Origin of the sequence: Nocardioides lianchengensis (assembly GCF_900101465.1) — a bacterium.
In the GTDB taxonomy this organism is placed as follows: domain Bacteria; phylum Actinomycetota; class Actinomycetes; order Propionibacteriales; family Nocardioidaceae; genus Nocardioides; species Nocardioides lianchengensis.
The window spans coordinates 348,898-375,610 of the sequence record NZ_FMZM01000004.1; the positions used below are offsets into that span (position 1 = coordinate 348,898).

Genomic DNA, 26,713 nt, shown 5'->3' on the forward strand with positions numbered 1-26,713 from the left:
GCCGAGGAACCGCGCTGATCGTGGTGGCCACGGGGCTGATCGCGAGCACCTACGGGCTGGTGCGGCTGGCGTACGGGCTGTTCCTGCCGGACGTCCAGGAGTCGCTGGCCATGGGCGACGCGGTCGCGGGGCGGATCTCGTCGGGCGCCTCGGTCGCCTACTGCGTCGGCGCACTCTGCGGGCTGGCCGCGCCCCGGCACGCGCGGGCGCTGGTGGTGGCCGCGCTGGCGACCGCGTCGATCGGGTCGATCGGGATGGCGGTCGCGGGCGCCGTACCGCTCTTCGCCGCCTCGGCCGTCCTCGCCTCCAGCGGGGCCGGGCTCGCGTCGCCGGCGCTCGTGGTCGTCGTGGAGCGCAACGTCACCGAGGTACGGCGCGACCGCGCGCAGGCCGCCGTCAACGCCGGGACCGGTCCCGGGCTGGTCGCCGCCGGGGCGCTGGCGCTGGTCCTGCTCCCCCACTGGCGGGTCGGGCTCACGGTCAGCGCGGTCGTGACCGCGGCGGTCGGGGTCGGGGTCCTGCTGCTCGACCGGGGCGGCCCCGGCCGCGCGACGGCGGCGGGCGGGGCGTCGTACGGATGGGTGCGCGGGCTCGCGGTACCGGCCGCGGCGGCACTGCTGCTGGGAGCGGGGTCGGCGGTGGTGTGGACCTACGGGCGGACGCTGCTGGTGGACCGCGGGGCCAGCGACGCGGCGTCGACGCTGGCCTGGGTCGCCCTCGGCCTCGGCGGCACGCTCACGGTCGCGACGGCGCGCGCGCTCAGCGACCGGCGTCCAGAGCTGGCCTGGCTGGTCACCGCGGTCGCCACCGCAGCCGCGACGGCCGCGCTCGGACTGGCGGCCGAGCGGCTGGCGGTGGCGATCGTGGCGTGCACGGTGTTCGGGTGGGGGTTCGTGGCGGCGACGTCCGCGCTCATCGCCTGGGCCGGACGGGTGGTGCCGGAGCGGGCGGGACCGGGTACGGCGCTGCTGTTCGTCACGCTCGTGCTCGGCCAGGCCGTCGGCTCGTCGGCCGCGGGCGGCGTGGTCGAGGCGAGGGGCACGACCGCCGCCTTCCTGCTCGCGGCCGCGGTCACGGGCGTCGCCGCCGCGGCCGGGATCAGGCGTCCAGGAGGGCGGTCAGGCCCTCGCCGCCGCGACCTGCGTCGACCAGCTCCTGCAGCCGCTCCACCACGGGACCGAGACCGCCGTCGCCGAGCGGCAGCAGCCGCTCCCCGCGGAGGCTGCTGAGCAGCACGAGGTGCTCGCGCAGGTCCGCGGGACCGCGCGGGAAGCTCCGCGTGCGGAGCTGGTCGATCGCGGGCGCGACGTCGGCCCGCACGTGGTCGAGCTGCGCGGCGAGGTCCGGGACCAGGCCGGCCGGGTCCACGCCCGCAGCGGCCAGCGCCCCGACCGCGCGGAGCAGTCCGAGCTGGGCGTCGTACCAGAGACCGAAGAGGACGAGGTCGAGCGTGGCCGCCGCCTGCGGCTGCTCGCCCACCCAGCGCACGTCGCCGAGGAGGTCGAGCGCGGCGCGGTGCTCGTCGTACGACGGCCGCGGGCCGCTGACCAGCAGGCTCCCGGCCCCGCTCGCGTAGGCGTCCGGCGACGACCGGACCCCGGCGCCGAGGAGGATCCCGCCGCGCTCGCGCACCCGCCGGTCGTTCATGGCCACCTGGGACGGGGTGCCGGTGCAGAGACCGACGACGACCGTGCCGGTCAGATCGTCGAGAGCCTCGAGCACGTCGCCGAGGGCGGCCTGGTCGGTGACGGCGACCAGGACCAGCGCCGAGACATCGACGGCCTCGGCGGCCGAGACGGCCCGCCGGGCACCGGCGCTCACGAGGGCGTGGGCGCGGTCCGGCGTGCGGTTCCAGGCGACGACGTCGTACCCGGCGCGCAGCAGGGCCGAGCCGGCCGCGGTGCCGATCGCGCCCGTCCCGAGGACGGCGGTGGTGGTCATGTCCTCGACGCTAGGAGCTCAACCTCGCTTGAGGTCAAGGGCGGACGCGGACGCGGACCTTCCGCACCGTCCTCTTGATGTTGACGCTCTCGGTGCCGGGGATCTCGACACGCAGCCGGTGCCGCCCCGGCGACAGCCCGGGGACGGTGAGCCGGACCCGGGAGCCGACCGCCTGCTTCAGCGTGAGCAGCCGGTGCGGGCGGGCCTGGTCGTAGACCTTGACCCAGACGACGTGCGGCGCCACCGACCAGTGCGGCAGGCCGCCGATCTGCACCCGCAGGCGCGGACCGGAGGCCCGGACGGACAGGCGCGGACGGAGCTGGGCGACCCGGACCACGGCGGTGGTGCTGCTCACTGCCGCAGCCTCGGAGTCGGGCTGGAAGACGACCTCGAGCGAGTTCCGTCCGGCCCCGAGCCAGGCCGGCAGCCGCAGGCTGGCCCGCCCGCCGACGACGGCGGCCGACGCCATCATGCCGCGCCCCTGCCGGATGAAGACCCTGCCGGCGCTCGCACCGGTGGTGCGGATGCTCAGGGCGGTCGGCGTCCCCCAGACCGCGGAGCGCACCTGCGTCGCGGCGACCGTGGTCGGCGCCAGGACCGGCGGAGCCTGGAGCTCGCCGACGGCGATCGCGGCCGCCGTGACCGTGGTCTCCAGGTCGTCGGGGCTGGTGAGGACCAGACCTCGGACGACGGTGAGCCCGGAGGCGTCGGTCTCCGTGACCGCGAGGTGGACGACGGTGCTCGTGCCCTCGAGCTCGTACGACGTGCCCGGGGCGATCGGTCCGGCGGGGACCGGGTGCCCGAGGACCGTCCCGCCCTCGGAGCGCACGACGACGCCGCTCGTGGTGGCCACGGTCTCGAGGTCCGCCAGCTCGACCTCGGCGTCGGTGTCGGGGAAGAGGTGGAGGTACCCCAGCGAGCTCGCGACCCGGGTCTGCGACAGGGAGACCTCGGCGTCCGTGGCCTCGACCCGCCCCTCGAGGTCGCCGACGTCGGTGACCGCCATCCCCTGGTCGGTCTCCGGCCCGCCGGACACGAGCGGCTCCGCGGCGAGCTCGACCGCGCCGGTGGCCTCGACGCCGAAGGCGTACCAGTCACCGGGCTCGACGACCGCCCGAGCCGGCGGCGGAACGGCGTACGCCGTTCCGCCGAGCAGCGCGATCGACAGCGCGCCGACCAGGATCCGGGTTGTACGACTCACGATGAGACCTCCATGACACGTGACGTGTCCGGCACCGTAGTCCGTCGACCGCCCGCACGCGCTGCTTTCGCGACAACCCGGCCGAGCCGCGCGGGCGTCAGGACGCAGACCGGATCCCGCTGACCCGCGGGGGCGTCGTACCCGAACGGACACAAGTCGTCCTCGCGCGCCGCCCCTGAGCCTGGCGGGCGGCTCCCGCGGCCACTTGTGCCCGTCGGTGTACGACGCGGGTCAGGGCGCGAACGCGCGACGGACGGTCTCGCGCAGGAAGGCGCGGCGCTGCTCGTGCACGCGCTTCGGTTCGTCGGCGGTGGCGGCGTACACGTTGCTGACCGGCGACCAGGCCATCGACATGGCGATCACCATGGCCATCACGTCGAAGGGGTCGGCGGGGGCGACGGCGCCGGACTCCTGAGCGGAGGCGATGCCGGCGAGCTTGGGACCCTCGCGCCGCTCGTTGTCCATGAGGTGGCCGATGGGGGTGCGCTCCAGGCGGGCCCAGGTGGCGAGGCGGATCAGCTGGGGGCGCTCGACGTACTCGTCGTAGAGGCGGACCGCCCAGTCGGCGAGGTCGTCGGGCGAGATCGGGACGATCTCCATGATGCTCTGCATCGAGACCTCGAAGACGGCGTCGAAGAGCCGGTCCTTGCCGCCGAAGTAGGCGTAGAGCTGGGCCTTGTTGGTGCTGGCCGCAGCGGCGATCCGGTCGACCCGGGCGCCGGCGATGCCGTGCTGCGCGAACTCCTCGGTGGCCGCGGCCAGGATCCGCTGGCGGGTCGCCTCGCCCTTGCCCGTCATGGGTCGTAGGTTACGTTGGACAAAAGTAACTAACCAGTTGGTTTTGAGGAGACGAAATGCGCAGCATCCAGGCCTTCCAGGCGGCGGCCCCCGGCAGCGGGCTCGAGCTGGTCACCGTCGAGCGGCGCGAGCTGCGCCCCGACGACGTGGCGGTGCGAGTGACCCACTGCGGGGTCTGCCACACCGACCTGCACGCCGTGAGCAGCCAGGACCCGAACGCGTTCCCCGTCGTACCGGGGCACGAGTTCGTGGGCGAGGTCGCCGCGGTCGGCGCGTCCGTCACCGAGTTCGCGGTCGGCGACCCGGTCGCGGTCGGCAACATTGTCGACTCCTGCGGGGTCTGCGCGATGTGCGTGGCCGGGCAGGAGAACTTCTGCGCCGAGTTCCCGACCCTCACGTACGGCGGCCGCGACCGCGTGGACGGCTCGCGCACGCTGGGCGGCTACTCCGGCGAGTACGTCGTCCGCGACCGCTTCGTCTACCACCGGCCGGCCGGCCTCGACCCGGCTGCCGTCGCCCCGCTGATGTGCGCCGGGATCACCGTGTGGGAGCCGCTGCGGCGCTGGCAGGTCGGCCCGGGCTCCCGGGTCGGCGTGGTCGGGCTCGGCGGACTCGGGCACCTCGCGGTCAAGCTCGCGCACGCCCTCGGCGCGCAGGTCACCGTCTTCACCACCTCCCCCGGCAAGGCCGACGACGCGCGGGCCCTCGGGGCGGACCACGTGGTCGTCTCCACCGATCCCTCCGCGATGGCCGCAGTGGCGAACTCGCTCGACCTGGTGGTCGACACGGTCTCGGCCGCGCACGACCTCACGCCGTACCTCGGGGTCGTCGCGCTCGACGGCACCCTCTGCTCGGTCGGCCACCTCGGGCCGATCGACATCGAGACGATGGCGCTGCTCATCGGACGCAAGAGCCTCGCCTCCGGCGGCAGCGGCGGGCGGCCGCACACCCAGGAGCTGCTCGACTTCTGTGGGGAGCACGGGATCACCGCGGACGTGGAGGTGGTGCCCTCTCGGGAGGTGGGCACCGCCTTGGAGCGGTTGGGACGGAACGACGTGCGCTACCGGTTCGTGCTGGATCTGGCCGACCTGGGCTGAGGTCGGCGGTCGGGTGCGGGGGTTTCGACACGGTCGCTGCGCGACCTGCTCAACCACCGGCCGGTGGTTGAGCAGCGAAGGCGCTCTGGCGCCTGAGCGTGTCGAAACCCCCGCAGCCGACAAGCGACCCCGATCGAGGTCGGCAGTCGGGTGCAGGGGGGTCGACAGGGTCGCTGCGCGACCTGCTCAGCCACCGGCGAGCTGAGCGAGCCGTTCCATGGCCGGGGCGGTGGTGGCGGACAGGCGGGCGAGGGCGTCGTCGAGTGCCGGGGAGCCGGGGTGGTCGGGCGGGATGCGGGCGGGGTTGAGGGGGACGCGGTTCGCCCAGTCGCGGATGTCGGGCTCGGCGTTGAAGGCGGCGGTGGCGCGGGAGCCGAGGACGTTCATCCGGGCCCAGTCGACCAGCGTGTTGCCGTACGACGAGGGCGGGGCGATCCGGTTCTTGTCGGCGTCGTCGGCGCGGGTCGCCTCGACGTACCCGGTGAGCGCGGCGCCGAAGCACGGGAAGCCCGCGCGGACCGGCTGGATGGTGATGACGTCCGGGCGCCAGATCGGGACGAGCGGGGGCAGCTTCAGGCCGTCGGCGGCGCAGTTCACGACGAGGGCGTCGGGGGCGAGGGCGACCGTGCCGCGCTCCAGCTCGAGGCGACCGGGGCGGACCGACAGCATGTGGCCGAGGCGGACGACGTGCTCGACGGTGCGGAGCAGGTCGAGCTCCCAGCGGCCGAGGGTGGGCGCCTTGGCCATCGTCGGGGTCACCGACCGGTCGATCCGCATCATGATCCCGGCGTCCTCCAGGGCGAGGAAGAGCGCGTCCAGGGACGGGGCGGTGGCGGCGGCACCCATCAGGTCGGCGACCATCGCGAGGTAGACGGCCGGGTCGGGCTGGATCTGGGCCCGGTCCAGCATCCACGGGTCGCGCGGGCGCACCCAGCAGATCGCGTCCGGGTCGACGCCGCGGCCGAGCAGCCAGACCACGGCGTCGGTGGCGGTCTTGCCGGACCCGACGACGACGTACTGGCTCGGGTCGTCCTCCACCCGCGGCAGGTCGTTGACCGGGATCACCCGCACGCCGTCGACGGCGAACCGTGGCGGCGTCTCGGCCGGGATGTCGGGGGCGAGGTAGCGGGCGTCGACCACCCGGCACCCGTCGGGTACGACGGACCGCGCCCCGGTCTCCTGCGCGACGACCGTGCGGTCGTCGTACTCGCTGCCGGTCAGCAGCTCGACCCGGCCGGTGCCGACCAGGCGCTCGAGGACGTCGTCGTAGTAGGCCTGGATGGTGGGCTGGTCGGCCCGCTCGTGCAGACCGGCCTCGGGGCCCGCGGTCTGGATCCGGCCGCCACCGAGCAGGGTCGACGCGACGCCGTAGAAGGTCGACGACTGGTGCAGGCGGACGAACGGGTACGCCTCGCGCCAGTGGCCGCCGGGACCGGTCCGGCGGTCGACCAGCGCGACCCGGGCGCGCGGATCGTGGTCGACCAGCGCGTCGGTGAAGGCCAGGCCGGAGGCGCCGGCCCCGACGACCAGGTAGTCGGCGTCGATGCGGGTCACCGACTCAGGAAAGCACCGACCAGGTCGTGGTAGCCAGCCGGCTGGAGCAGGAACGAGTCGTGGCCCCAGGGTGAGCGGAGCTCGACGTGCTCGCTGGGGGTGCCGGCGGCGGCGAGGTGCTCGTGGATCCGGCGGGAGTGGGCCGTCGGGAAGCGCCAGTCGGTGTCGAAGGAGACGACCAGGAACCGGGTGCCGCCGGAGCCGGCGCGGGCGGCCGCGGCGGGGTCGGCGAACGGGTCGAAGTAGTCCATGACCCGGGTGAGATAGAGGTAGGACAGCGCGTCGAAGCGCTCCAGGAAGACCGATGCCTGGTGGTCGAGGTAGGCCTCGACCTGGAAGTCGGTGCCGTGCCGCGGCGGCCCGTCGGCGAGCCGCTCGCGGCCGAACTTGGCCTCCAGCGACTCCTCGGAGACATAGGTGATGTGGGCCATCCGTCGGGCCACGGCCAGGCCCCGATCGGGCCGTACGCCGCGCTCGGCGTACCGGCCGTCGTGGAAGTCGGGGTCGCGCAGGATGGCGTCGCGGGCGACGGCGGAGAAGGCGATGTTCTGGGCCGAGAGCCGCGACGACGCGGCCACCACGACGGCCCGCTCGATCGCGGCCGGGTCGTCGATCGCCCACTGCAACACCTGCATCCCGCCGAGCGAGCCGCCGATCGCGGCGTGCAGGCGGTCGACGCCGAGGTGGCGCAGCAGCCGGCGGTGGACGGCGACCAGGTCGCGGACGGTCAGCAGCGGGAAGTCCAGTCCGTACGGCGCGCCGGTGGCCGGGTCGGGCGACGACGGGCCCGTCGTACCGCGGCAGCCGCCGAGCAGGTTGGGGCAGACCACGTGGAAGCGGTCGGTGTCGATCGCCCGGCCGGGGCCGATCAGGTTCTCCCACCAGCCGCCGGGGCCGGCCGCGTGGGCGTCGCCGGTGAGGGCGTGCGCGATGAAGACGACGTTGTCGCGGGCCGGCGCGAGCTCGCCCCAGGTCTCGTAGGTGGCCTCGACGTGGTCGAGGCGGCGGCCGTGCTCGAGGGTGAGCGGGTCGTCCTCGGTGGCGAGGACGACCCGCTCCGGGGTGCTGCTCACGACTCGGTCACTTGCTGGCGGCCAACGCCTGCTCGAGGTCGGCGATCAGGTCTTCGACGTGCTCGATGCCGACCGAGAGCCGGACGCCGTCCTCCGGCACGCCGGCCGCCTCGAGCTCGTCGGGCGTCAGCTGCGAGTGGGTGGTGGTCGCGTTGTGGATGGCCAGCGACTTCGCGTCGCCGATGTTGGCCAGGTGGGAGAAGAGCTGGAGCGCCTCGATGAACCGCTTGCCTCCGTCGCGTCCGGACTTCACGCCGAAGCTGACGAGCCCGCCGTACCCGCGGCCGGTGAAGATCCGGTCGGCCACCGCCTTGTAGGGACTGTCGGGCAGGCCGGGGTAGCTGACCCACGAGACCTCGGAGTGGCCGGCGAGGAACTCGGCCACCCGCAGCGCGTTCTCGCTGTGCCGCTCGATCCGCAGCGGGAGGGTCTCCAGGCCCTGCAGGAAGAGCCACGAGTTGATCGGGGTGATCGCGGCGCCGGTGTTGCGCAGCAGGACCGTGCGGGCGCGGATGATGTAGGCCAGGTTGCCGACGGCCTCGGTCCACACGACGCCGTGGTACGCCGCGTCCGGCCCGGTGAGGCCCGGGAACCGCTCTGCGTGCGCCGCCCAGTCGAAGTTGCCCGAGTCGACGATGACGCCGCCGATGGAGGTGCCGTGGCCGCCGATGTACTTGGTCGCGGAGTGCACCGCCACGTCCGCGCCGTGGTCGAAGACCCGGGCCAGCAGCGGCGTCGGCGCGGTGTTGTCGACGATCAGCGGCAGGCCCTGCGCGTGCGCCGCGTCGGCCCACGCGCGGATGTCGACGACGTTGATCTTGGGGTTGCCGATGGTCTCGGCGAAGACCAGCCGGGTCCGGTCGTCGACGGCGTCCCTCAGCGCGGCCGGGTCCTCCGGGTCGACGAACCGCACCGTGATGCCGAACTGCGGCAGCGTGTGCGCGAACAGCGCGTACGTCCCGCCGTACAGGGTCGAGAGGGCCACGATGTTGTCGCCCGTGCCAGCCAGGTTGAGGACGGCGTACGTCGTCGCCGCCGAGCCGGACGCCGTCGCCAGGGCCCCGACACCGCCCTCGAGCTGGGCGATCCGCTCCTCGAAGACCGACTGGGTCGGGTTCATGATCCGGGTGTAGATGTTGCCGGGCTCGGCCAGCGAGAACAGGTTCGCGGCGTGCTCGGTGTCGTTGAAGACGTAGGACGTGGTCTGGTAGATCGGCACGGCCCGCGCGTTGGTCGTGGGGTCGTGCTCCTCCTGACCTGCGTGGACGGCCAGGGTCTCGGGACGGTGCGACACGGGTGCTCCTCGTTGAGTCGGGGTCGATTCAACATAAAGCAGAGTTAGTTAGTGGACAATAAGCCTGCTCACCAGGTGGTCGCGAGCCAGGCGACCACGCCCGCGAGCACGACCAGGACGGCGTTCAGGCCCGTCACCCGGGCCTCGCCGCGCGAGAGGTGCAGGGCGGTGGCCAGCAGCTGCAGGACCAGAAAGCCGAGCGCGGCGACCAGGGCCAGGACCGGCGCGACACCCGTGAGCGGCGGCAGCACGAGGCCGAGCGCTCCCAACACCTCGACGGCCCCGACCGCGCGGACGAGGGGCATCGGGATCGTGTCGACCCAGCCCATCATCGGCGCCAGCTGCTCCTGGCTGCGGACGACCTTCAGCCCGCCGGAGTAGAGGTAGAAGGCCGCCAGCAGGCCGGCCACGATCCAGTACGCGATGTCCACGGGGTCCATGGGGTCCATGGGACGGATGCTGGAGCAGAATCGAGGGGCGTACAAAAGGCACACCGGTGTGCCTGATCGAGGAGGAGGCACCGTGACGGCCTACGAGAAGACCTGCCTGATCCGCGGCGACGGCGGGCGTGCCGTGCGGGCGGTCCTCGACCGGATCGGCGACACCTGGTCGCTGCTCGTGGTCGCGACGCTCGACGGCGAGCGGCTGCGGTTCTCCGAGCTCCAGCAGCGGGTCAGCGGCATCTCGCAGCGGATGCTCACCCGCACCGTGCGCCAGCTCGAGCGCGACGGCCTGGTGTCGCGGACGTCGTACGGCGAGGTGCCGCCGCGGGTCGAGTACGAGCTCACCCCGCTCGGCCGCACCCTGCTCGGCCCGGCCGTCGCGCTCGCCGAGTGGGCGGTCGCCCACAACCGCGACGTCGACGCCAGCCGGGCGTCGTACGACGAGCGCTGAGGCCGCCGCGGGGTGGGCCGGGGTGGCCGGGTGAGTTTTATCGGCTAGCCGATAAAACTCACGCCTGGACGATGAACCTTTGTCGTCCCGGCGTGAGGTTCGTCGGCTAGCCGATAAAACTCACCCCGCCCCCTGGAGACGACTCGGGCCGGCGGATCAAGGACCGGCCCGAGCCGTGATCAGAGCCGGCTGGCCAGCCGGTGGTAGGCGGCGTTCCAGCGCAGCTCGCGCTGGAAGGACCGCGGGGTGGTGTCGGCGTCGATGGTGACGAGCTCGACCCCGGTCATCTCCGCGAAGTCCTCGAGGATCTCGACGCCGATGGCCTTCGACAGCACCGTGTGGTGCGGGGCGCCGGCCATCAGCCAGGACTCGGCGGAGGTGGCGAGCGAGGGGCGGGGCTCCCAGACGGCGCAGGCGACGGGGAGGTTCGGCAGCGCCGCGTCGGGCTCCACGACGTCGATCTCGTTGACCGTGAGGCGGAACCGGTCGCCGAGGTCGGAGAGGCCGGCGACGACGGCGGGGCCGGGGTCGGCGGTGAAGCGGAGGCGGACCGGGTCCTCGCGGCCGCCGATGGAGAGGGGGTGGATCTCCAGGGACGGCTGGGCGGAGGTGATGGTCGGGCAGACCTCGAGCATGTGGGCGCCGAGGATCTTCTCCTCGCCGGGGACCAGGTGGTAGGTGTAGTCCTCCATGAACGACGTGCCGCCAGGCAGCCCGGCGGCCATCACCTTCATGCCGCGCAGCAGCACGGACGTCTTCCAGTCGCCCTCGCCGCCGAAGCCGTAGCCGTCGGCCATCAGCCGCTGCACGGCCAGGCCGGGGAGCTGGCGCAGGCCGCCGAGGTCCTCGAAGTTCGTCGTGAACGCGCCGAAGCCGCCCTCGCCCAGGAACGCGCGCAGGCCGAGCTCGATGCGGGCGCCGTACCGCAGCGACTCGTGGCGCTCGGCGCCCGGGAGCAGCGAGGCGTCGACGGCGTAGGTGTCGGCGTACTCGGTGACCAGCTTGTCGATGTCGGCGTCGGCGACCTGGTCGACGACCGCGACGAGGTCGTTGACGCCGTAGGTGTTGACCGAGACCCCGAAGCGCAGCTGCGCCTCGACCTTGTCGCCCTCGGTGACCGCGACGTCGCGCATGTTGTCGCCGAAGCGGGCCAGCTTCAGCTGGCGCAGCTCGCGCCGGCCGACGGCGGCCCGGGCCCACTGGCCGATCCGCGCGGCGACGACGGGCGAGTCGACGTGGCCCGCCACCGTCTTCCGCGGTACGCCGAGCCGCGACTGGATGTAGCCGAACTCCCGGTCGCCGTGGGCGGCCTGGTTGAGGTTCATGAAGTCCATGTCGATGGTCGACCACGGCAGCTCCATGCCGGCCTGGGTGTGCAGATGGAGCAGCGGCTTCTGCAGCGCGTCGAGGCCGGCGATCCACATCTTGGCCGGCGAGAACGTGTGCATCCAGGTGATCACGCCGACGCACTCGGGCGCGCTGTTCGCGGCCAGGACCTGGCGGTGGATGGAGCCGGCGTCCAGCAGGACGGGCTTCCAGACGACCTTGATCGGCAAGTCGGAGGTCGCGTCGAGGCGGGCGGCGATGCCTTGGCTCTGGGCGGCGACCTGGTCGAGGGTCTCGGGCCCGTAGAGGGACTGGCTGCCGGTGAGGAACCAGACCTCGGGAGTCGGGGTGGTCATGGGAGGGATTGCCTTCCGTTGAGGAGCGGGACCGAGCGCGCGGTCAGCGCTGGCCGTAGACGTTCTGGTAGCGGTCGTAGAGGGAGTCGACGTGGGTCTGGTCGATGGCCAGCGGCGTGCCGAGCTGGCGCGCCTTGTGCACGGTGCGGGCGACGTCCTCGCACATCACCGCGGCCTTCACGGCGGCCTTCGCGGTCGGGCCGATGGTGAAGACGCCGTGGTTCTGCATGAGGACGGCCGGCGAGCGGTGGTCGCGCAGGGTGTCGACGATCCCCCGGCCGATCGAGTCGTCGCCGATGATCGCGAACGGCCCGACCGGGATCTCGCCGCCGAACTCGTCGGCGCCCATGGTCAGCACGCACGGCACGGCCTCGCCGCGCGACGCCCACGCCGTGGCGTACGTCGAGTGCGTGTGCACCACGCCGCCGACGTGCGGCAGCTCGCGGTAGACGTAGGCCTGCGCCTCGGTGTCCGAGGACGGCGCGTGCTGCCCCTCGACGACCCGGCCCTGGAGGTCGCAGACGACCATGTTCTCGGGGGTGAGGTCGTCGTACGAGACGCCGGACGGCTTGATGACGAGCAGGTCCTGGCCGGGCACCCGGGCGGACACGTTGCCGGCGGTCCACACGACGAGCCGGTAGCGGGTCAGCTGCTCGTGCAGCGCGCAGACCTCGCGCCGCAGGGTCGTGATCGTCGCGGCGACGTCGGCAGTGATCGTCATCGGGTCTCCCCCTCGGCGCCCTCGGAGGTACGGCGGGCGACCGCGTCGCGGCGCAGCGCCTTGAGGCGCCGCATCGTGGTGGTCCGACGGCCGAAGTGGTCGTGCAGGTCGAGGTAGACCTCGAAGAGCCGGTCGTAGGCCTGCGCGCGGGTCTCGTCGGGCAGGTAGACCGACGGCCGCACCTTGCCCATCGACTTCGCCGCGGTCGGCACGTCCGGGTAGCAGCCGGCCGCGACCGCGGCGTGGATCGCCGAGCCGAGGGCCGGGCCCTGCTCGGAGTCGATGATCGACAGCGGCAGCCGGGTGACGTCGGCGTAGGTCTGCATCAGCAGGGCGTTCTTGGCCAGGCCGCCGGCGACGATGAACTCCTCGACCGGGATCCCGCTGTCGCGGAAGGTCTCGACGATCACCCGGGTCCCGAAGGCGGTCGCCTCGAGCAGCGCGCGGTAGACGTCCTCGGGCCGGGTGGCCAGGGTCTGCCCGATGACCAGGCCGGAGAGCTCGTGGTCGACCAGCACCGAGCGGTTGCCGGAGTGCCAGTCGAGCGCGACCAGGCCGTGCTCGCCGACCTCCTGGACGGCGGACAGCCGGGTCAGGTGCTCGTGCAGGGACTCCCCCGCCTCCGCCGCGGCCTCGGCGTACGACGCGGGCACCCCGAACTTCGTGAACCAGCCGAAGATGTCGCCGACGCCGGACTGGCCGGCCTCGTAGCCCCAGGATCCCGCGATGATCCCGCCGTCGACGACGCCGCACATGCCGGGGACCTCGCGGAGCACCTCGGCGCTCATCACGTGGCAGGTGGAGGTGCCCATGATGGCGACCATCTGGCCGGCCCGGACCGCCTGCGCGGCGGGGGCGGTGACGTGGGCGTCGACGTTGCCGACCGCGACCGCGATGCCCGCGGGCAGCCCGGTCCAGGCGGCGGCCTCCTCGGTGAGCCGTCCGGCCTGCTCGCCGAGCTGGCCGATCCGGTGCTCCAGCTTGTCCTCGACGAACGAGCCGAAGCCGGGCGCGAGCGCCTCGAGGTAGTCGGTGGTCGGGTAGGCGCCGTCCTGGCGCTGGCCCTTGTAGCCGGCGGTGCAGGCGTTGCGGACGTACTCGCCCGACAGCTGCCAGACGATCCAGTCGGCGGCCTCGACCCAGTGCTCCATCCGGTCGTAGAGGTCGCGGTCCTCCTCGAAGAGCTCGAGGCCCTTGGCGAACTCCCACTCCGAGGAGATCAGCCCGCCGTACCGGGGCAGCCAGGGCTCGGCCCGCTCCTCGGCCAGCCGGTTGATCCGGTCGGCCTGGGGCTGGGCGGCGTGGTGCTTCCAGAGCTTGACGTAGGCGTGCGGTCGGTCGTCGTACCCGGTCTCGACGAGGGGGGTGCCGTCGGCGAGGCAGGGCACCATCGTGCAGGCGGTGAAGTCGGTGGCGATGCCGACGACGTCGGCCGGGTCGATGCCGGCGGCCGCGATCGCAGCGGGTACGGCGACGCGCAGCACCTCGCGGTAGTCCTCGGGCACCTGCAGCGCCCAGTCGGGGGGCAGCGGGCGGCCGTTCGGCAGGCTCGTCTCGAGGACGGCGTGCGGGTACTCGTGCACCCCGGTGCCGAGCTCGGCCCCGTCGGAGACGCGGACGACGACGGCACGGCCCGAGAGCGTGCCGTAGTCGACGCCCACGACGTACTGGTCGGACATGGTCTAGTTCCTCTTCTGAGAGCGGGTCTGCGTGCGGGAGGGGGGCGGGCCGCTGCTGGCCCGGACGACGAGCTCGGGGCCGATCAGCCGCTCGGGACCGGGAGTGCCGGCGAGAGCGGCCTGGATGATCTCGATGGCCCGGCGGCCGACGGCGGTGAAGTCCTGGCGGACGGTGGTCAGGGGCGGGATGAGGTACGCCGCCTCCGGGATGTCGTCGAAGCCGACGACGCTGACGTCGCCGGGGACCGAGAGGCCCGCCTCGGAGAGCGCGCGGAGCAGGCCCAGCGCCATCTGGTCGTTGGCGCAGAAGACCGCGGTGACGTCGTCGCGGCGGGCGATCTCGAGGCCGGCCTCGTAGCCGCTGCGCGCCGACCAGTCGCCCTCGACGGGCGCCAGCGGGCGGAGGCCGGCCGCGAACATCGCGTTGCGGAAGCCGGTGTGCCGCGAGCGGCCCTCGGTCCACTCCGGCGGTCCGGCGAGGTGCAGGATCTCGGTGTGGCCCAGCTCGATCAGCAGGCTGGTCCCGAGCTCCGCGCCGGCGACCTGGTCGACGCCGACGGTCCAGCGGGTCTTGCTCTCGTCGCCCTCGACCACGATCACCGGCGTCCCGAGGTCCTCCTGGGCGCGGGCCACCTCGAGGGCGTCGTCGGTGCCGCCGATCAGCACGATCGCCTCGACGCTCTGGTCGCGCAGGTGGCTGATCGCGTCGACCAGCTCGTCGCGGTTCAGGCTCTGCAGGTTGGCCGAGCTGACGTAGTAGCCGGCCTCGCGGCCGGCGGCCTGGATGGTGCGGTGCACGGTGCTCGGGCCCCAGTAGCCGGACTTCGAGCCGATGACCCCGATGGTCGCGGAGCGCCGGGTGACCAGCGCCCGGGCGGCGCTGTTGGGCCGGTAGCCGAGCTGGCGGATCGCCTGCAGCACCCGCTCGCGGGTCTCCGGGCGCAGGTTGTTCTGCCCGTTGATGACCCGCGAGACGGTCTGGTGCGAGACGCCGGCCAGCCGCGCCACGTCGGCCATGACCGGCGTGCGCTCGACCGTCGGGCGCGGGGCGAGGTCGGTCACGACTGCCGCCGGGTCGCGAACCGCTGGACGACGACGAAGGCCAGCAGCAGCACGCCGGTGATGATCCGGATCCAGTAGGAGCTCAGGGTCCCGTCGAAGGAGATCAGCGTCTTGATGATGCCCAGCACGAGCACGCCGAGCAGCGAGCCGACGACGTACCCCCGGCCACCGGTGAGCAGGGTGCCGCCGATGACCACCGCGGCGATCGCGTCGAGCTCCATGCCGACCGCGTGCAGGCTGTTGCCGGAGAGGATGTAGAGCGAGAAGAGCAGGCCGGCGAGCGAGGCGCAGAAGCCGCTGATGACGTAGACGCCGACCTTGGTGAAGGCCACCCGCAGGCCCATCAGCATCGCCGAGCTCTCGCTGCCGCCGATGGCGTAGACGGTGCGGCCGAAGCGGGTGCGGGCCAGGACGTACGCCGCGATGGCGACCGTGATCAGCGCGACGATCGCCGTCCAGCGCAGGTAGTACTCGCCGAAGTAGACGGTCTTGAAGGCCAGCTGGGTGAAGGTCTCGTCACTGATCGAGATCGACTCGACGCTGATCAGGTAGGTCAGGCCGCGGGCCAGGAACAGCCCGGCCAGGGTGGCGATGAACGGCTGGATGTCGAAGTAGTGGATGAGCAGCCCCATCAGCAGCCCCAGCAGGGTGCCGGTCGCGAGCACCGCCGCGATGGAGAGGTACGGCGACCAGCCCATCTGCAGCGTCTTCGCCGCGATCATCGTGGACAGCGCCACCACCGAGCCGACCGAGAGGTCGATGCCGCCGGTGAGGATCACGAACGTCATGCCGACCGCGAGCACGATCAGGAACGCGTTGTCGATGAGCAGGCTGAGCAGCACCTGCGGGTCGGCGAGGCCGTCGTACCGGACGCCGCCGGCGCCGAACAGGCCGACGAACAGGGCCAGGGTGGCGATGACGGGGAGGAAGCGGGTGGGCGGCGTGTAGCCCTTGACCCGGTCCCAGGTGGACGAGGTGGGGAAGGTGATGGCGCTCATGCGACGGAACCTGCCTTCGCGGGGACGGGAGCGGCGGGGCCGGTCGGGACGGTCGGGCCGCCGCGGCGGGAGCGGAACACCGCGCGCGCCTTGGGCGACTGGAGGAGGCAGACGGCGATCACGACGACGGCCTTGAAGAGGTAGTTGAGCTCCGACGGGATCCCGATGTTGGGGATCGTGCGGGCCAGGGTGGCGATGAACAGCGCGCCGATGAACGTGCCGGTCAGCGAGAACCGCCCGCCGGCGAGCGACGTACCGCCGATGACGACGGCGAGGATCGCGTCGAGCTCGATCCACAGGCCCAGGCTGTTGGCGTTGACCGAGTTGGTGTTGGCCGCGATGACCAGGCCGGCGATGCCGGCGCAGAGGCCGGCGAAGGCGTAGACGGTCCAGATGATGGTGCGCGAGCGGACGCCGGCCAGCCGGCTGGCCTCCGGGTTGATCCCGACCGCCTCGATCAGCATGCCGAGCGCCGTACGGCGGGTCAGCAGGGCGGTGAGCAGGAAGACGCCGACGGCGACCAGGAAGGCCAGCGGGAGGGTGAGCACGAAGCCGGACGCCAGGTCGCTGAACCAGCTGTTGTTGACCGTGGTGATCTGGCCGTCAGTGATGGCCATCGAGATGCCGCGACCGGCGACCATCAGGATCAGGGTCGCGATGATCGGTTGGATGCCGAGCACCGAGACCAGAAAGCCGTTCCAGGCGCCGAGGAGCAGGCAGACGACGAGCGCGTAGGTGCAGGCCATGATCGCCGTGGTGGCGGCCCCCTCGTCGGCGGCGCCGACGATGCGGGTGCAGGCGACGGCCGCGGCGATGGCGGCGATGGCGCCGACCGAGAGGTCGATGCCGCGGGTGGCGATGACCAGGGTCATGCCGAGGGCGACCAGCATCACCGGCGCGCTGTTGCGCACGATGTCGACGAGGTTGCCGTAGAGGTGGCCGTCCTGCATCCGGATGTTGAAGAAGGTCGGCGTCGCGACGACGTTGACGACCAGCAGCGCGACGAGGGCCAGCACCGGCCACATGAGCTGGTGGCGGACCACGCGCTGGACGAGGGTCGGGGACTCAGGCACGGGTCTCCTCCTGCTGCTCGGGCTGCTGCTCGGAGCGGGCCTCGCCCGCGATGATCTCGAGGACGTCGCTGACGCTGACGTCGTAGTTGGGGCGCTCGTCGATCTTGCGGCGGTCGCGCATCACGACCAGGCGGTCGCTGAGGCGCAGCACCTCCTCCAGCTCGGCGGAGATGAAGACCACCGAGAGACCCTCGGCGGCGAGCTCGGCCACCTTGGCCTGGATCTGCGCCTTGGCGCCGATGTCGATGCCCCGCGTCGGCTCGTCGAGGATCAGCACCTCGGGCTCGGTGATCAGCCACCGGGCGAGCAGCACCTTCTGCTGGTTGCCGCCCGACAGGTTGCGCATCAGGGCGCTCGGGTCGGCGGGCCGGATGTCGAGGGCCTGGATGTACTCGTCGACCAGGCGGGTGCGGGTCGACTGCGGGATGGGCCGCAGCCAGCCGCGCGAGGCCTGCAGCGCGAGCAGCATGTTGTCGGCGACGGTCAGGTCGCCCACCACGCCCTCGGCCTTGCGGTCCTCGCTGGAGAACGCGATCTTGCGGTCGATGGCGTGTCGCGGGCTGCGCAGCCGGCGACGCTCGGAGCGGAAGGTCAGCTCACCGGTGTCGACGGTGTCGGCACCGAAGAGCAGCCGGGCCAGCTCGGTGCGGCCCGAGCCGAGGAGCCCGGCGATGCCGATGACCTCGCCCTCGAAGAGCTCCAGGTCGGTGGCCTCCAGCGAGCCCTTGCGGCCGATCCCGAGCGCCTGGAGGACGGGGGTGCCGACCTCCGCCTCGGTGTTCGGGGGCTCGCGGTCGAGGCGCTCGAGGGCCTCCAGCTCGCGGCCGATCATCAGCTTCACCAGCTCCAGCTGGCTGGTCTCGGAGACCATCCGCTCCTCGACCAGGCGGCCGTTGCGCAGGATGGTCATCCGGTCGGAGATCTCGTAGATCTGGTCCAGGAAGTGCGACACGAAGACGATGGCCACGCCCTGCTCGCGCAGCCGGCGCATCACCTCGAACAGCTTCGCCACCTCGTCGGAGTCGAGGCTGGAGGTGGGCTCGTCGAGGATCAGGACCCGGGCCTCGACGTCCACGGCGCGGGCGATGGCGACCAGCTGCTGGATCGCGATCGGGTGCTCGCCGAGGACGGAGGCGGGGTCGATGTCGAGGCCGAGACCGGTAAGGGTCTCGCGCGCCCGGCGGTTCATGGCCCGGACGTTGATGGCGCCGAAGCGCCGGGGCTCGCGGCCGAGCAGCATGTTCTCGGCGACGGTCAGGTTCGGGACCAGGTTGACCTCCTGGTAGACCGTGCTGATGCCGGCGGCCTGGGAGGCGGCTGGGGACGAGAAGGAGTGCTCCTCCCCGCCGACCAGGACGGTGCCCGAGTCGATCGTGTAGACGCCGGTGAGCGCCTTGATCAGCGTCGACTTGCCGGCGCCGTTCTCGCCCATCAGGGCGTGCACCTCACCGGGGTAGAGGCGCAGCGACACCTCGCTCAGCGCGCGGACGCTGCCGAAGGTGATCGAGATGTCCCGCATCTCGATCACGGGGGTCCGGGCGGTCGGGGCGGCGGTGCCCGTCTCCGAGGGCTGGACGTCCATCTGCGTCATCTCGTTCCTCTCCCTGCTGGTGGGGCTGCCCTCGCGTGCGTCGGCCGGGCCCGTCCGGAGGTGACCGGACGGGCCCGACGACATCAGGCGGAGCGCGTCACCCGAGCGACGTGGTTGGGGTGGTGGTCGGGTTGCGACCGGGGGTCAGAGCGGTCGGCTCAGTACTGGCGGTCGGCCAGGACTTCCTTGGCCTGCTCGGGGGTGAAGGTGCCCTCCTCGGTGAGCACCCGGGCCTCGACCTCCTCGCCGTCGACGACCTTCTTGGCCAGGTCCATCAGCTGCGGACCGAGCAGCGGGTTGCACTCGACGATGAAGTTGATCTTGCCCTCGGAGAGAGCGGTCATCCCGTCCTTGACGGCGTCGACGGTGATGATCTTGATGTCCTCGCCCGGCTTCTTGCCGGCGGCCTCGATGGCCTCGATGGCGCCCAGGCCCATGTCGTCGTTGTGGGCGTAGACGACGTCGATGGTGTCGTCGGACTGCAGGAACGACTCCATGACCTGCTTGCCGCCGTCGCGGGTGAAGTCGCCGGTCTGCGAGGCGGTGACCTCGATGGTCGGGTCGGCCGCGATCTTCTCGGCGAAGCCCTCGGCGCGGTCGATGGCGGGAGCGGCACCGGTGGTGCCCTCGAGCTGGACCACGTTGACCTTGCCGTCACCGTTGGTGTCGGAGTCGGCGGCGTTCTCGACGAGCCAGTCGCCGGCCCGCTCGCCCTCGACCACGAAGTCCGAGCCGAGGAACGACTTGTAGAGCGAGGTGTCCTCGGAGTCGACCGCGCGGTCGGTGAGGATCACCGGGATGTTGGCGGCCTTGGCCTCCTGCAGGACGGCGTCCCAGCCGGTCTCGACGACGGGGCTGAAGGCGATGACGTCCACCTTCTGCTGGATGTAGGACCGGATCGCCTGGATCTGGTTCTCCTGCTTGCCCTGGGCGTCGGTGAACTTCAGGTCGATGCCCTCCGCCTCCGCCGTCTCCTGGATGGACTTGGTGTTGGCGGTGCGCCAACCGCTCTCGGCACCGACCTGGGCGAAGCCCATGGTGATCTTGCCGTCGCTGTCTCCGCCCTTGCTGTCGGCGTCCGAGTCGCCACCGCAGGCGGTGAGCGCGAAAGCGCTCAGGGAGATCGCGCTCGCGGCGATCAGGGTCTTCTTCAGCACTGGTTTCTTCCTCCAGATCGACGGGCTCTCGCCCTGTGACCGGTGTCACTGATGGATGAGTGTGAGCGCTAACATTCCACCTCGTCAACCCCCGGCGATCAGAAACGTCTGAAAAATGTGAACGCTCACTTGGGGGTCTGGACCTGTATCCCGTTCCCGCCCGCCGTCCGCTAGCGTCCACCGCCGTCTATCCGAGGAGATCGTGAGCACCTTCCTGCGAGACCGTCGTCTCAGCCGGGCCCTCAGCGCCGAGCAGCTGGCCGGCCAGCTCGGCGTCCACCCCACCTCCGTGCTGCGCTGGGAGCGCCGCGAACGGCTGCCCGGGCCGGGCCACATCCACGGCCTGGCCCGGTCGCTGGCCGTCGACCCGGCCGCCGTCGCGCGCTTCTTCGACGAGGCCCGCACGGACGCCCCCGACCCCTCCCCCGGCGTCCGCGCGCCCGGCCTGCGCCGGCTCCGCTCGGCCGCCCGACTGCCCGCGTCCCGGGTCGCCGAGGCGGTCGGGGTGGAGCCCGCGCACGTCTACCGCTGGGAGGCCGGGCGCACCCGCCTCCCGCTGCGCCACCTGCCCACGCTGGCCGAGCTGCTGGCCGTCGAGGCGGCCGAGCTGCGGACCCTGCTGAGCACGCCGGCACCCCCGCCCGCGGTCGTCGACCGACCGCTGCGAAGGCTGCGGCGTCGTACCGGGCTGTCGCAGGAGGCGGTCGCCCGCCAGGTCGGCGCGAGCCGGCACAGCGTCGGGGCGTGGGAGCGCGGCCAGGTGCCGCCGCTGGGCGTCGTACGCCGGCTCTCGCGGGTGTACGGCGTGCCGGTGGCGACCGTCGCGCGGGCCGCCGGCGTCACCCCGCCGCCGCTGCTCGACCCGCGCCGCTGGACCCCCGGCGACCTGCCCGAGGCGCTGCGCACGCTGCGCGCGTGGAGCGGTCGGACGCAGGCCGAGCTGGCCGCGCGGGTCGGCTGCAGCGCGGACGCCGTACGGGGCTGGGAACGGGGGCGCGGGGTCCCGTCAGCGGTGCTGCGGACCCGCCTGGAGGAGGCCTACGGGCTGCCCGCGGGCGCCCTGCTCAGGGCGTGCCCGAGAACTCCCACTCCAGGGTCGCCCGGTAGGTCTCACCCGGCCTGACCTGCGCGGACGGCCACTCGGGTCGGTTCGGGGAGTCCGGGAAGAGCTGCGGCTCGAGGGCGATGCCGTCGCCCTGGCGGTAGCGGCCGCCACCCGTCGACGGGTTGCTGCCGTCGAGGAAGTTGCCGGTGTAGACCTGCAGCCCGGGCTGGTCGGAGCGCAGCTCCAGCGCGATCCCGGACCGGGGCGAGACGAGGGTCGCGTGGGTCCGCAGCCCGCTGCCGCGGACGACGTAGTTGTGGTCGATCCCGTGGGCGTCGAGCAGCTGCGGATGGTCGCGGCGCAGGGCCGGGCCGAGCGGGGCAGGGTCGCGGAAGTCGAACGGGGTACCGTCGACCGGGGCGTGCCCGCCGACCGGGATGGCGGTCGCGTCGACGGGGGTGTACTCGTCGGCGGGGATGCCCAGGACGTGGTCGTCGACGGTCCCGGAGCCCTCGCCGTCGAGGTTGAAGTAGGCGTGGTTGGTGAGGTTGATGACCGTCGGCGCGTCGGTCGTCGCGGTCATCTCGACGCGGACGACGCTGCCCTCGACGCGGTAGCGGACCTCGACCTCGACCTCGCCGGGGAAGCCCTGGTCGCCGTCCGGGCTGACCAGGCGCAGCACCACCTCGTCGGGGGTGTGCGCGACGACGTCCCAGACCCGCCGGTCGAAGCCGTCGGGGCCGCCGTGGAGGCTGTGCCCGCGGTCGTGGGCGCCGACCACGACCTCGCGGCCGTCGAGCGGGAAGCGGCCGGCCGCGATCCGGTTGGCGTAGCGGCCGATCGTCCCGCCGAGGTACGACGTACTGGCCAGCCGGTCGGCGACGGACGCGTGGCCGAGCACCACGTTGCGGCGGGTCCCGTCGGCGCCGGCGACCTCCAGCCGGTGGACGGTCGCGCCGAGCGGCAGCACCTCGACCACCACCCCTGGCGCGGCTCCGACAGTGAGGGTCCGGAGGGGCTGCTCAGGGGCCTGCGTCATGATGTGAACGTTAACATCAGGCGGGCGCTGCGGGCCCCGTCGAGCCCCGGACCACGAGCGCGGGTCGGACCAGCTCGGTGGCCGGCTCCACCTCCCCGCCGAGGGCCCGCAGGGTCAGGTCGACGGCGCTCCGGCCGAGCACCGAGAACTCCTGGCTGACCGTCGTCAGACCGGGCCAGTAGAAGGCTGCCTCGGGCACGTCGTCGAAGCCGACCACGCTCACCCGACCCGGGACGTCGACGCCGCGCTCGTGCAGGGCACGGAGTACGCCGAGGGCCATCGCGTCGTTGGCCGCGAACACCGCGGTCACCTCGGGGTCGTCGGCGATCCGCAGGCCGGCCTCGTAGCCGCTGCGGGCCGACCAGTCGCCGGGCAGCTCTGGTCCGGGCAGCAGGCCGCGGTCCTCGTGGGCCTGCCGCCACCCGTCCCGGCGCTGACCGGCCTCGACCCAGTCGGTCGGCCCCGTGACGTGGGCGACGTGGCGGTGACCCAGGTCGAGCAGGTGCTCGGTGGCCACGCCGGCGCCGGCCTCCTGGTCGATCCCGGCGGCCATCGGCTGGCCCGCGCTCACGCCCTGGACCAGCACGACCGGCACGGAGAGGTCGAGCGAGAGCGCCCGCTCGGTGGCGGTGCGGTGGGCGACCGCCACGACCAGCGCCTCGACCGCCTCGTCGAGCAGCCGGTCGACGGCGCCCTGCAGCGACTCCGGCGCGAAGTCGGAGACACCGACCAGCGAGACGTCGTACCCGGCGTCGTGGCCGGCCTCCTGCACCGACACCGCGATCATGCTCGGGCCGTGCAGGGCCAGGTGGGCCGAGATCATCCCGATCCGCCCGGAGCGGTTGGTGGCCAGCATCCGCGCCGCGTTGTTGCGCCGGTAGCCCATCTCCTCGATCGCGGCGAGCACCTTGACCCGGGTGTCCTCCTTGACCAGCGGCGAGTCGTTCAGCACCCGCGAGACCGTCTGGTGCGACACCCCCGCGTGCGCGGCCACCTCGGCCATGCTCGGCGAACGCCGCCCGCTCCTGTCCCTCTGACCCGGCATGCCCCGCATCGTAGGGGGCCGAGTCAGCACCAGTAGTGCTGACTCGGCCCACCATTGCTGCTGACTCGCCGGTGGGCGGGGTGGTGGGCTACCTCCTCCGGGCCTTCAGGGTGTCGGTGGCGGAGGAGCCCTGGAGGGTGGGGGTGGTGGGGACCGTGGCGGTGACCTTCCAGGTGCCCGCGCGCAGCCGGGGCAGGCGCCAGGAGGCGGTGCCGGTGCGGCTGAGGGCGAGCTCGCGGGTGGCGGTGGCCTTCCCGCCCCGGGCCAGGACCACGCGGACCCGGGCGGGGAGCTGGCCGGCCGGGTCGGTGGCGACCCGGACGGTCGCCCGCCGACCCGACACGGACACGCGGGTGGTCGAGACGGCGCGGGTCACGGTCAGCGGGACCGCGTCCTCGTCGGCCCGGTGGCTCGCGTCGCCGTAGTAGCGGACCACGAGGGTGTGCGCGCCGGTCCGGCCGAGGTCGGCGGAGTCGACGACCACGCGCAGCCGGCCGTCCGCGAGCGTGCCCGCGGCGAGCCAGCGGCCGCCGGAGAGGACCCGCACGGTCCCGGTCGGGGCGGAGGTCCCGCCCTTGACCCGGACCACGACCGGCACGGCGGCGCCGTACCGGACCGAGCCGGGCTCGGCGGTCGCCACCACGGTCGTGGCGGCCAGCTCCGAGCCGGCCGGCGGGACGACCAGCGCGTGCGTCGCCTCCACGTTGCCGGCGACGTCGACGGCGCGGTACTCGACCGTGCCGCCGGTCCCGTCCACCGGGACCGGTCCGTCGTACGACGTCCACGCCTCGGCGCCGGCGACCCGCGTCTCCACGCGGGCGACCCCCGAGGTCGCGTCGGCCGCGCGGACCGTGACCTGGCGGCCGACCGCGGTGGCCCGGCTGACCGGTTCGGTGGTGTCGACCAGCACCGGGACGTCGTCGGCGACGGACAGGTTGCCGGTCGTGTCGAGCGCGCGGGCGGCCACGGTGTGCCGCCCGTCGCCGGGCACGCTCACGGTGGCCGACGAGCCGGCCGTGGTGGTCCAGGCGCCGCCGTCGAGCGCGGTCTCCACCGACGTCACGCCGGTGTCGTCGGTGGCCGTGACAGCGACCGAGGCCGGGTCGGTGACCCACCAGCCGTCCTCGCCGTCCGGCTCCTGCTCGAAGGTGACGACCGGGTCGGCCGCGTCGGTGACGGTGACCGTGGCGACCGGGCGGTCGGCCGAGCCGCGGGTGACCGTGCCGGTGACGGTGAACGTCCCCGGCCCGTCGTACGACGAGGGCGCGACCGCGTCCCAGGTGACCGCGACGGGGCCGCTGGTGCCGTCCCCGAAGGTCGCGGGGACGGTCGCCGGCAGCGCCGGCGCGACCCCCTCGCGGGTGCGCACCGCGGCGTCGCCGACCGAGGCGACCAGCAGCTCGGGCTGGAAGGCCGCCCGCATGCCGTCGAGCTCGGCCTGGGTCACCGGGATGACGGTGCCGTGCCGCGGGCTGGCCGGCAGGTCCGCGGACGGGACCGAGGTCCAGTTCCCGGAGCCGATGTCGTCGGTGCGGAAGGCCAGGTAGCCCTGGCCGCCGTGGTAGCTGGGCTGGTCGACGAACATGTACCAGCGGTCCTCGACCTCGTTGTCGCGGAACACCGTCGGCCCCTCGCCGCCGGTGAACGTGCCGCCCCACGGGTTCGGCTGGTTGAGGCCGACGTCGGCCTTGACCAGCTGCCAGCCCGTCGCGGGCGAGGAGGTGGTCGGCAGCGAGCCGGTCACGGTCGCCCGCAGGTCGGTCGAGCGCTCCTGACGCGGCCGCATCACGGCCTCGTCCTTGACCACCCGGTAGTAGGTGTCGCCGTCCTGGACGACGGTCGCGTCGATCATGCCGCGACCGGTGCCGCGCTTGACGTCGATCCAGGGCTGCGGGTCGCTGAAGGTCACGAAGTCCCGCGTCGTCACGTAGACCATCTCCTGGTACGACGTGTTGATGTCGCGGCCCGCGGTCTCGGCGGTCGGGTAGAACGCCGAGGCCCAGTAGACGACGTACTCGCCGGCCTCCTCGTCGTAGAACGCCTCCGGCGCCCAGGTGTTGCCGGCCAGGTCGGACGAGACCTTCACGTGCCGCTGCGGCGACCAGTTGACGAGGTCGGTCGACTCCCAGATCTCGAGGTACTTGCTGCCCGTCTCCTGGGCGGTGCCGAAGTCGTTGCCTCCGTAGATCTTCAGGTCGGTGGCCAGCATCCAGAACCGGTCGCCCTCGTGGGAGCGGATGATGAACGGGTCGCGCAGCCCGCGCTCGCCGTACGTCGACTCCAGGACGGGGTCGCCGTCGTTGAGCTCGTCGTAGTCGAGCGGGTCGTTGCCCTTGCTCGCGCCGAGGTAGATCTTCTCGCCGTCGTCGGTGCTCTCGCCGGTGAAGTAGGCGAACGCGTAGGCGTCGTAGTCGGCGGGCGCGGGCGCGGGCTGGACCCGGACCACGATCGGCCGCGAGGCGGTCGCCGCGTTGCGGGCCGCCGTCACGGTCAGCGTGACGTCGACCGGCTGCGCGCCGTACGCCGGGCGGGTGACGACGCCGGTCGCACTGACGACGGCCGGGGCGGACGACGCCCAGGTCAACGCCGTCTCGTGCCGTCCGGCGGTCGGCAGGGTGAGGTTGCCGCGGACGTCGTCGGGCTTCACGAGCGTCACCGCGGCGACCGCCGCCTGCGCCTTGCCCGCGTCGTCCTGCTCCTCGGCCAGGACCGTGACCGCGAAGTCCTTGGTCCGGGTCACCGCGCCGCGGGTGATGGTCGCGGTGAGGGTCGCCGTCCCGTCCGGCTGGCCGTACGACGGCCGCGTGACCACGCCCGCCGCGGTGACGGCCGCGGCGTTGCTGGTCGCCCAGTTGATCGTGCTGCCGTTGGTGCCGCTCGCCGGCAGCGCCAGGTTCGCGACGACGGCGCTGGTGTCGCCGAGGGTCAGCGCGGTGCGGTCGGCCTCGGCCGCGGCGGTGCTGGTGTCCTGCGCCGACGACGCCGCCTCGGCGCCGGTCAGCGCGCGGGAGTAGACCCGGAAGTCCCGCAGCCGACCCTTGAACGACGCGTCGCCGGCGTACGCCGATCGGCCGAGGACGTTGCGCGTGGTGGTGCCGTCCGGCGTGCCGAGCAGCCCCGGGTTGGTGGTGAGGTTGGTGTTGGACGCGACCAGCACGCCGTCCTCGTAGAGCCGCGCCGCGCCCGGGGCGGCCGGCGTACCGCCGTCGATGCTGAGCGTGAGGTGTCTCCACTGGCCGCGGGCGACGTGCCCGGCGCGGGAGACGCTCTGCTCGCTGGCGAAGCCGTCCTCGGCGATGGTCCCGCGGTAGCGGCCGTTCGCGTCGTTGGTGGTGAACAGGTAGCCGGTCCCGTTCGGGTACGTCGCCAGGTTGCCCAGGTTGAACATGAACCAGTTGCCACTGGTCAGGGTCGGGTCGACCCAGGCGTCGAAGTCGACGGTGACGTCCTCCAGCCCGGTGAGCAGGTTGTTCGGCAGCGTGATCGCGTTGCCGCCGCTGCTCGCCCCGCCGCTGAAGGTGAAGCCGTCGCCGGCGTTCCAGGACGCCGTCCCGGCCACCGTGCCGTTGCGGCCGTTCCCGGACGAGTCGGCCGCGGTGGTGCCGCTGGTCTCGTCGAGCTTCCACCAGCCGACCAGGTCGGTGGTCAGGTCGCCCTCGACGGCCGTGGCCGGCGCCGGCGGCCCCACCACGGCCAGGCCGGCCGCCGAGACGGCCAGCGCGGCCGTCCCGGCGAGCCACGAGCGGAGCGTCCCCATCCTCATCGTCGA

21 protein-coding genes and 1 pseudogene are annotated in these 26,713 nt (G+C 73.0%); 4 read left to right on the forward strand and 18 right to left on the reverse strand.

What is annotated here, in order from left to right; genetic code table 11:
• Positions 1-20 precede the first annotated feature (20 nt).
• Entirely contained in the window at positions 21-1,229 is a 1,209-nt protein-coding gene (locus BLT76_RS09565) for an MFS transporter (protein WP_170866990.1), read from the forward strand.
• Positions 1,230-1,491: 262 nt separating this feature from the next.
• Here BLT76_RS09565 and BLT76_RS26335 read toward each other — a convergent pair.
• The 3 genes and pseudogenes from BLT76_RS26335 to BLT76_RS09580 form a co-directional block, all read right to left on the reverse strand.
• Positions 1,492-1,941, reverse strand: a pseudogene (locus tag BLT76_RS26335) (NAD(P)-binding domain-containing protein); the annotation flags it as partial.
• A gap of 34 nt (positions 1,942-1,975) precedes the next feature.
• Positions 1,976-3,142, reverse strand: coding sequence for a hypothetical protein (locus BLT76_RS09575; protein WP_090854344.1), 1,167 nt, complete (start codon positions 3,140-3,142; stop codon positions 1,976-1,978).
• A gap of 231 nt (positions 3,143-3,373) precedes the next feature.
• Entirely contained in the window at positions 3,374-3,940 is a 567-nt protein-coding gene (locus BLT76_RS09580; RefSeq protein WP_090854347.1) for a TetR/AcrR family transcriptional regulator, read from the reverse strand.
• 56 nt (positions 3,941-3,996) lie between these two features.
• Between BLT76_RS09580 and BLT76_RS09585 the strand changes: the two genes are divergently transcribed.
• The gene (locus tag BLT76_RS09585; RefSeq protein WP_090854350.1) at positions 3,997-5,037 is read left to right on the forward strand and encodes an NAD(P)-dependent alcohol dehydrogenase; all 1,041 of its coding nucleotides are present in this window, start codon (positions 3,997-3,999) and stop codon (positions 5,035-5,037) included.
• Between the two features lie 186 nt (positions 5,038-5,223).
• Here BLT76_RS09585 and BLT76_RS09590 read toward each other — a convergent pair whose 3' ends face one another.
• The 4 genes from BLT76_RS09590 to BLT76_RS09605 form a co-directional block, all read right to left on the reverse strand.
• The gene (locus tag BLT76_RS09590) at positions 5,224-6,591 is read right to left on the reverse strand and encodes an NAD(P)-binding protein (protein ID WP_090854353.1); all 1,368 of its coding nucleotides are present in this window, start codon (positions 6,589-6,591) and stop codon (positions 5,224-5,226) included.
• On the reverse strand, positions 6,588-7,664 hold the full coding sequence (gene metX / locus BLT76_RS09595; RefSeq protein ID WP_090854356.1) for a homoserine O-acetyltransferase MetX: 1,077 nt from the start codon (positions 7,662-7,664) through the stop codon (positions 6,588-6,590). The genes BLT76_RS09590 and metX overlap by 4 nt, the downstream gene beginning before the upstream one ends.
• Positions 7,665-7,671: 7 nt before the next feature.
• Entirely contained in the window at positions 7,672-8,958 is a 1,287-nt protein-coding gene (locus BLT76_RS09600) for an O-acetylhomoserine aminocarboxypropyltransferase/cysteine synthase family protein (RefSeq protein WP_090854358.1), read from the reverse strand.
• Between the two features lie 68 nt (positions 8,959-9,026).
• Positions 9,027-9,407 (reverse strand): DoxX family protein, encoded by a 381-nt coding sequence (locus BLT76_RS09605; protein WP_244509344.1) that lies wholly within the window; start codon positions 9,405-9,407, stop codon positions 9,027-9,029.
• A 73-nt stretch (positions 9,408-9,480) separates the two neighbouring features.
• Here BLT76_RS09605 and BLT76_RS09610 point away from each other — a divergent pair, with 73 nt between their 5' ends.
• Positions 9,481-9,852 carry a winged helix-turn-helix transcriptional regulator gene (locus tag BLT76_RS09610; RefSeq protein WP_090854361.1) on the forward strand — a complete coding sequence of 124 codons (372 nt, stop codon included), beginning with the start codon at positions 9,481-9,483 and terminating at the stop codon, positions 9,850-9,852.
• 179 nt (positions 9,853-10,031) lie between these two features.
• Here the strand turns inward: BLT76_RS09610 and araA are convergent, their stop codons facing one another.
• From araA to BLT76_RS09650, 8 genes are all read right to left on the reverse strand, one after another.
• Positions 10,032-11,534, reverse strand: coding sequence for an L-arabinose isomerase (gene araA, locus BLT76_RS09615; RefSeq protein ID WP_090854364.1), 1,503 nt, complete (start codon positions 11,532-11,534; stop codon positions 10,032-10,034).
• Between the two features lie 43 nt (positions 11,535-11,577).
• The gene (locus BLT76_RS09620; RefSeq protein WP_090854367.1) at positions 11,578-12,255 is read right to left on the reverse strand and encodes an L-ribulose-5-phosphate 4-epimerase; all 678 of its coding nucleotides are present in this window, start codon (positions 12,253-12,255) and stop codon (positions 11,578-11,580) included.
• Positions 12,252-13,934: a ribulokinase gene (araB, locus tag BLT76_RS09625; RefSeq protein ID WP_090854370.1), complete on the reverse strand. Its 1,683-nt coding sequence runs from the start codon at positions 13,932-13,934 to the stop codon at positions 12,252-12,254. Before araB ends, BLT76_RS09620 begins: the two co-directional genes overlap by 4 nt.
• Before the next feature lie 3 nt (positions 13,935-13,937).
• Entirely contained in the window at positions 13,938-14,996 is a 1,059-nt protein-coding gene (locus tag BLT76_RS09630) for a LacI family DNA-binding transcriptional regulator (RefSeq protein ID WP_244509345.1), read from the reverse strand.
• Positions 14,993-15,994 (reverse strand): galactofuranose ABC transporter, permease protein YjfF, encoded by a 1,002-nt coding sequence (gene yjfF / locus BLT76_RS09635; protein ID WP_090854372.1) that lies wholly within the window; start codon positions 15,992-15,994, stop codon positions 14,993-14,995. The genes BLT76_RS09630 and yjfF overlap by 4 nt, the downstream gene beginning before the upstream one ends.
• A complete protein-coding gene (locus BLT76_RS09640; RefSeq protein ID WP_244509346.1) occupies positions 15,991-17,067 on the reverse strand; it encodes an ABC transporter permease in 1,077 nt (358 codons plus the stop codon). The genes yjfF and BLT76_RS09640 overlap by 4 nt, the downstream gene beginning before the upstream one ends.
• A complete protein-coding gene (locus BLT76_RS09645; protein WP_244509347.1) occupies positions 17,060-18,658 on the reverse strand; it encodes a sugar ABC transporter ATP-binding protein in 1,599 nt (532 codons plus the stop codon). Before BLT76_RS09645 ends, BLT76_RS09640 begins: the two co-directional genes overlap by 8 nt.
• Positions 18,659-18,816: 158 nt before the next feature.
• Positions 18,817-19,815, reverse strand: a complete 999-nt coding sequence (locus BLT76_RS09650) for an ABC transporter substrate-binding protein (protein WP_090854375.1) — start codon at positions 19,813-19,815, stop codon at positions 18,817-18,819.
• Positions 19,816-20,017: 202 nt separating this feature from the next.
• On the opposite strand from BLT76_RS09650, the gene BLT76_RS09655 reads away from it, so the two are divergent.
• Positions 20,018-20,938 (forward strand): helix-turn-helix domain-containing protein, encoded by a 921-nt coding sequence (locus BLT76_RS09655; RefSeq protein ID WP_090854378.1) that lies wholly within the window; start codon positions 20,018-20,020, stop codon positions 20,936-20,938.
• On the opposite strand, the gene BLT76_RS09660 is transcribed toward BLT76_RS09655, so the two are convergent.
• The 3 genes from BLT76_RS09660 to BLT76_RS09670 all read right to left on the reverse strand — a co-directional run bounded on the left by BLT76_RS09660 (position 20,880) and on the right by BLT76_RS09670 (position 26,707).
• Positions 20,880-21,899 carry an aldose epimerase family protein gene (locus BLT76_RS09660; protein WP_090854381.1) on the reverse strand — a complete coding sequence of 340 codons (1,020 nt, stop codon included), beginning with the start codon at positions 21,897-21,899 and terminating at the stop codon, positions 20,880-20,882. The genes BLT76_RS09655 and BLT76_RS09660 overlap by 59 nt on opposite strands.
• 16 nt (positions 21,900-21,915) lie before the next feature.
• Positions 21,916-22,893, reverse strand: a complete 978-nt coding sequence (locus tag BLT76_RS09665) for a LacI family DNA-binding transcriptional regulator (RefSeq protein WP_211752828.1) — start codon at positions 22,891-22,893, stop codon at positions 21,916-21,918.
• Between the two features lie 139 nt (positions 22,894-23,032).
• On the reverse strand, positions 23,033-26,707 hold the full coding sequence (locus BLT76_RS09670) for an immunoglobulin-like domain-containing protein (RefSeq protein WP_170866991.1): 3,675 nt from the start codon (positions 26,705-26,707) through the stop codon (positions 23,033-23,035).
• Positions 26,708-26,713 lie beyond the last annotated feature (6 nt).

What these genes read in the sequence shown, in the direction of transcription:
- BLT76_RS09580 (WP_090854347.1), bottom strand. Translation starts at nt 3,940, where the DNA reads ATGACGGGCAAGGGCGAGGCGACCCGCCAGCGGATCCTGGCCGCGGCC.
- BLT76_RS09585 (WP_090854350.1), top strand. Translation starts at nt 3,997, where the DNA reads ATGCGCAGCATCCAGGCCTTCCAGGCGGCGGCCCCCGGCAGCGGGCTC.
- BLT76_RS09605 (WP_244509344.1), bottom strand. Translation starts at nt 9,407, where the DNA reads ATGGACCCCATGGACCCCGTGGACATCGCGTACTGGATCGTGGCCGGC.
- araA (WP_090854364.1), bottom strand. Translation starts at nt 11,534, where the DNA reads ATGACCACCCCGACTCCCGAGGTCTGGTTCCTCACCGGCAGCCAGTCC.
- BLT76_RS09620 (WP_090854367.1), bottom strand. Translation starts at nt 12,255, where the DNA reads ATGACGATCACTGCCGACGTCGCCGCGACGATCACGACCCTGCGGCGC.
- araB (WP_090854370.1), bottom strand. Translation starts at nt 13,934, where the DNA reads ATGTCCGACCAGTACGTCGTGGGCGTCGACTACGGCACGCTCTCGGGC.
- yjfF (WP_090854372.1), bottom strand. Translation starts at nt 15,994, where the DNA reads ATGAGCGCCATCACCTTCCCCACCTCGTCCACCTGGGACCGGGTCAAG.
- BLT76_RS09645 (WP_244509347.1), bottom strand. Translation starts at nt 18,658, where the DNA reads ATGACGCAGATGGACGTCCAGCCCTCGGAGACGGGCACCGCCGCCCCG.
- BLT76_RS09660 (WP_090854381.1), bottom strand. Translation starts at nt 21,899, where the DNA reads ATGACGCAGGCCCCTGAGCAGCCCCTCCGGACCCTCACTGTCGGAGCC.
- BLT76_RS09670 (WP_170866991.1), bottom strand. Translation starts at nt 26,707, where the DNA reads ATGAGGATGGGGACGCTCCGCTCGTGGCTCGCCGGGACGGCCGCGCTG.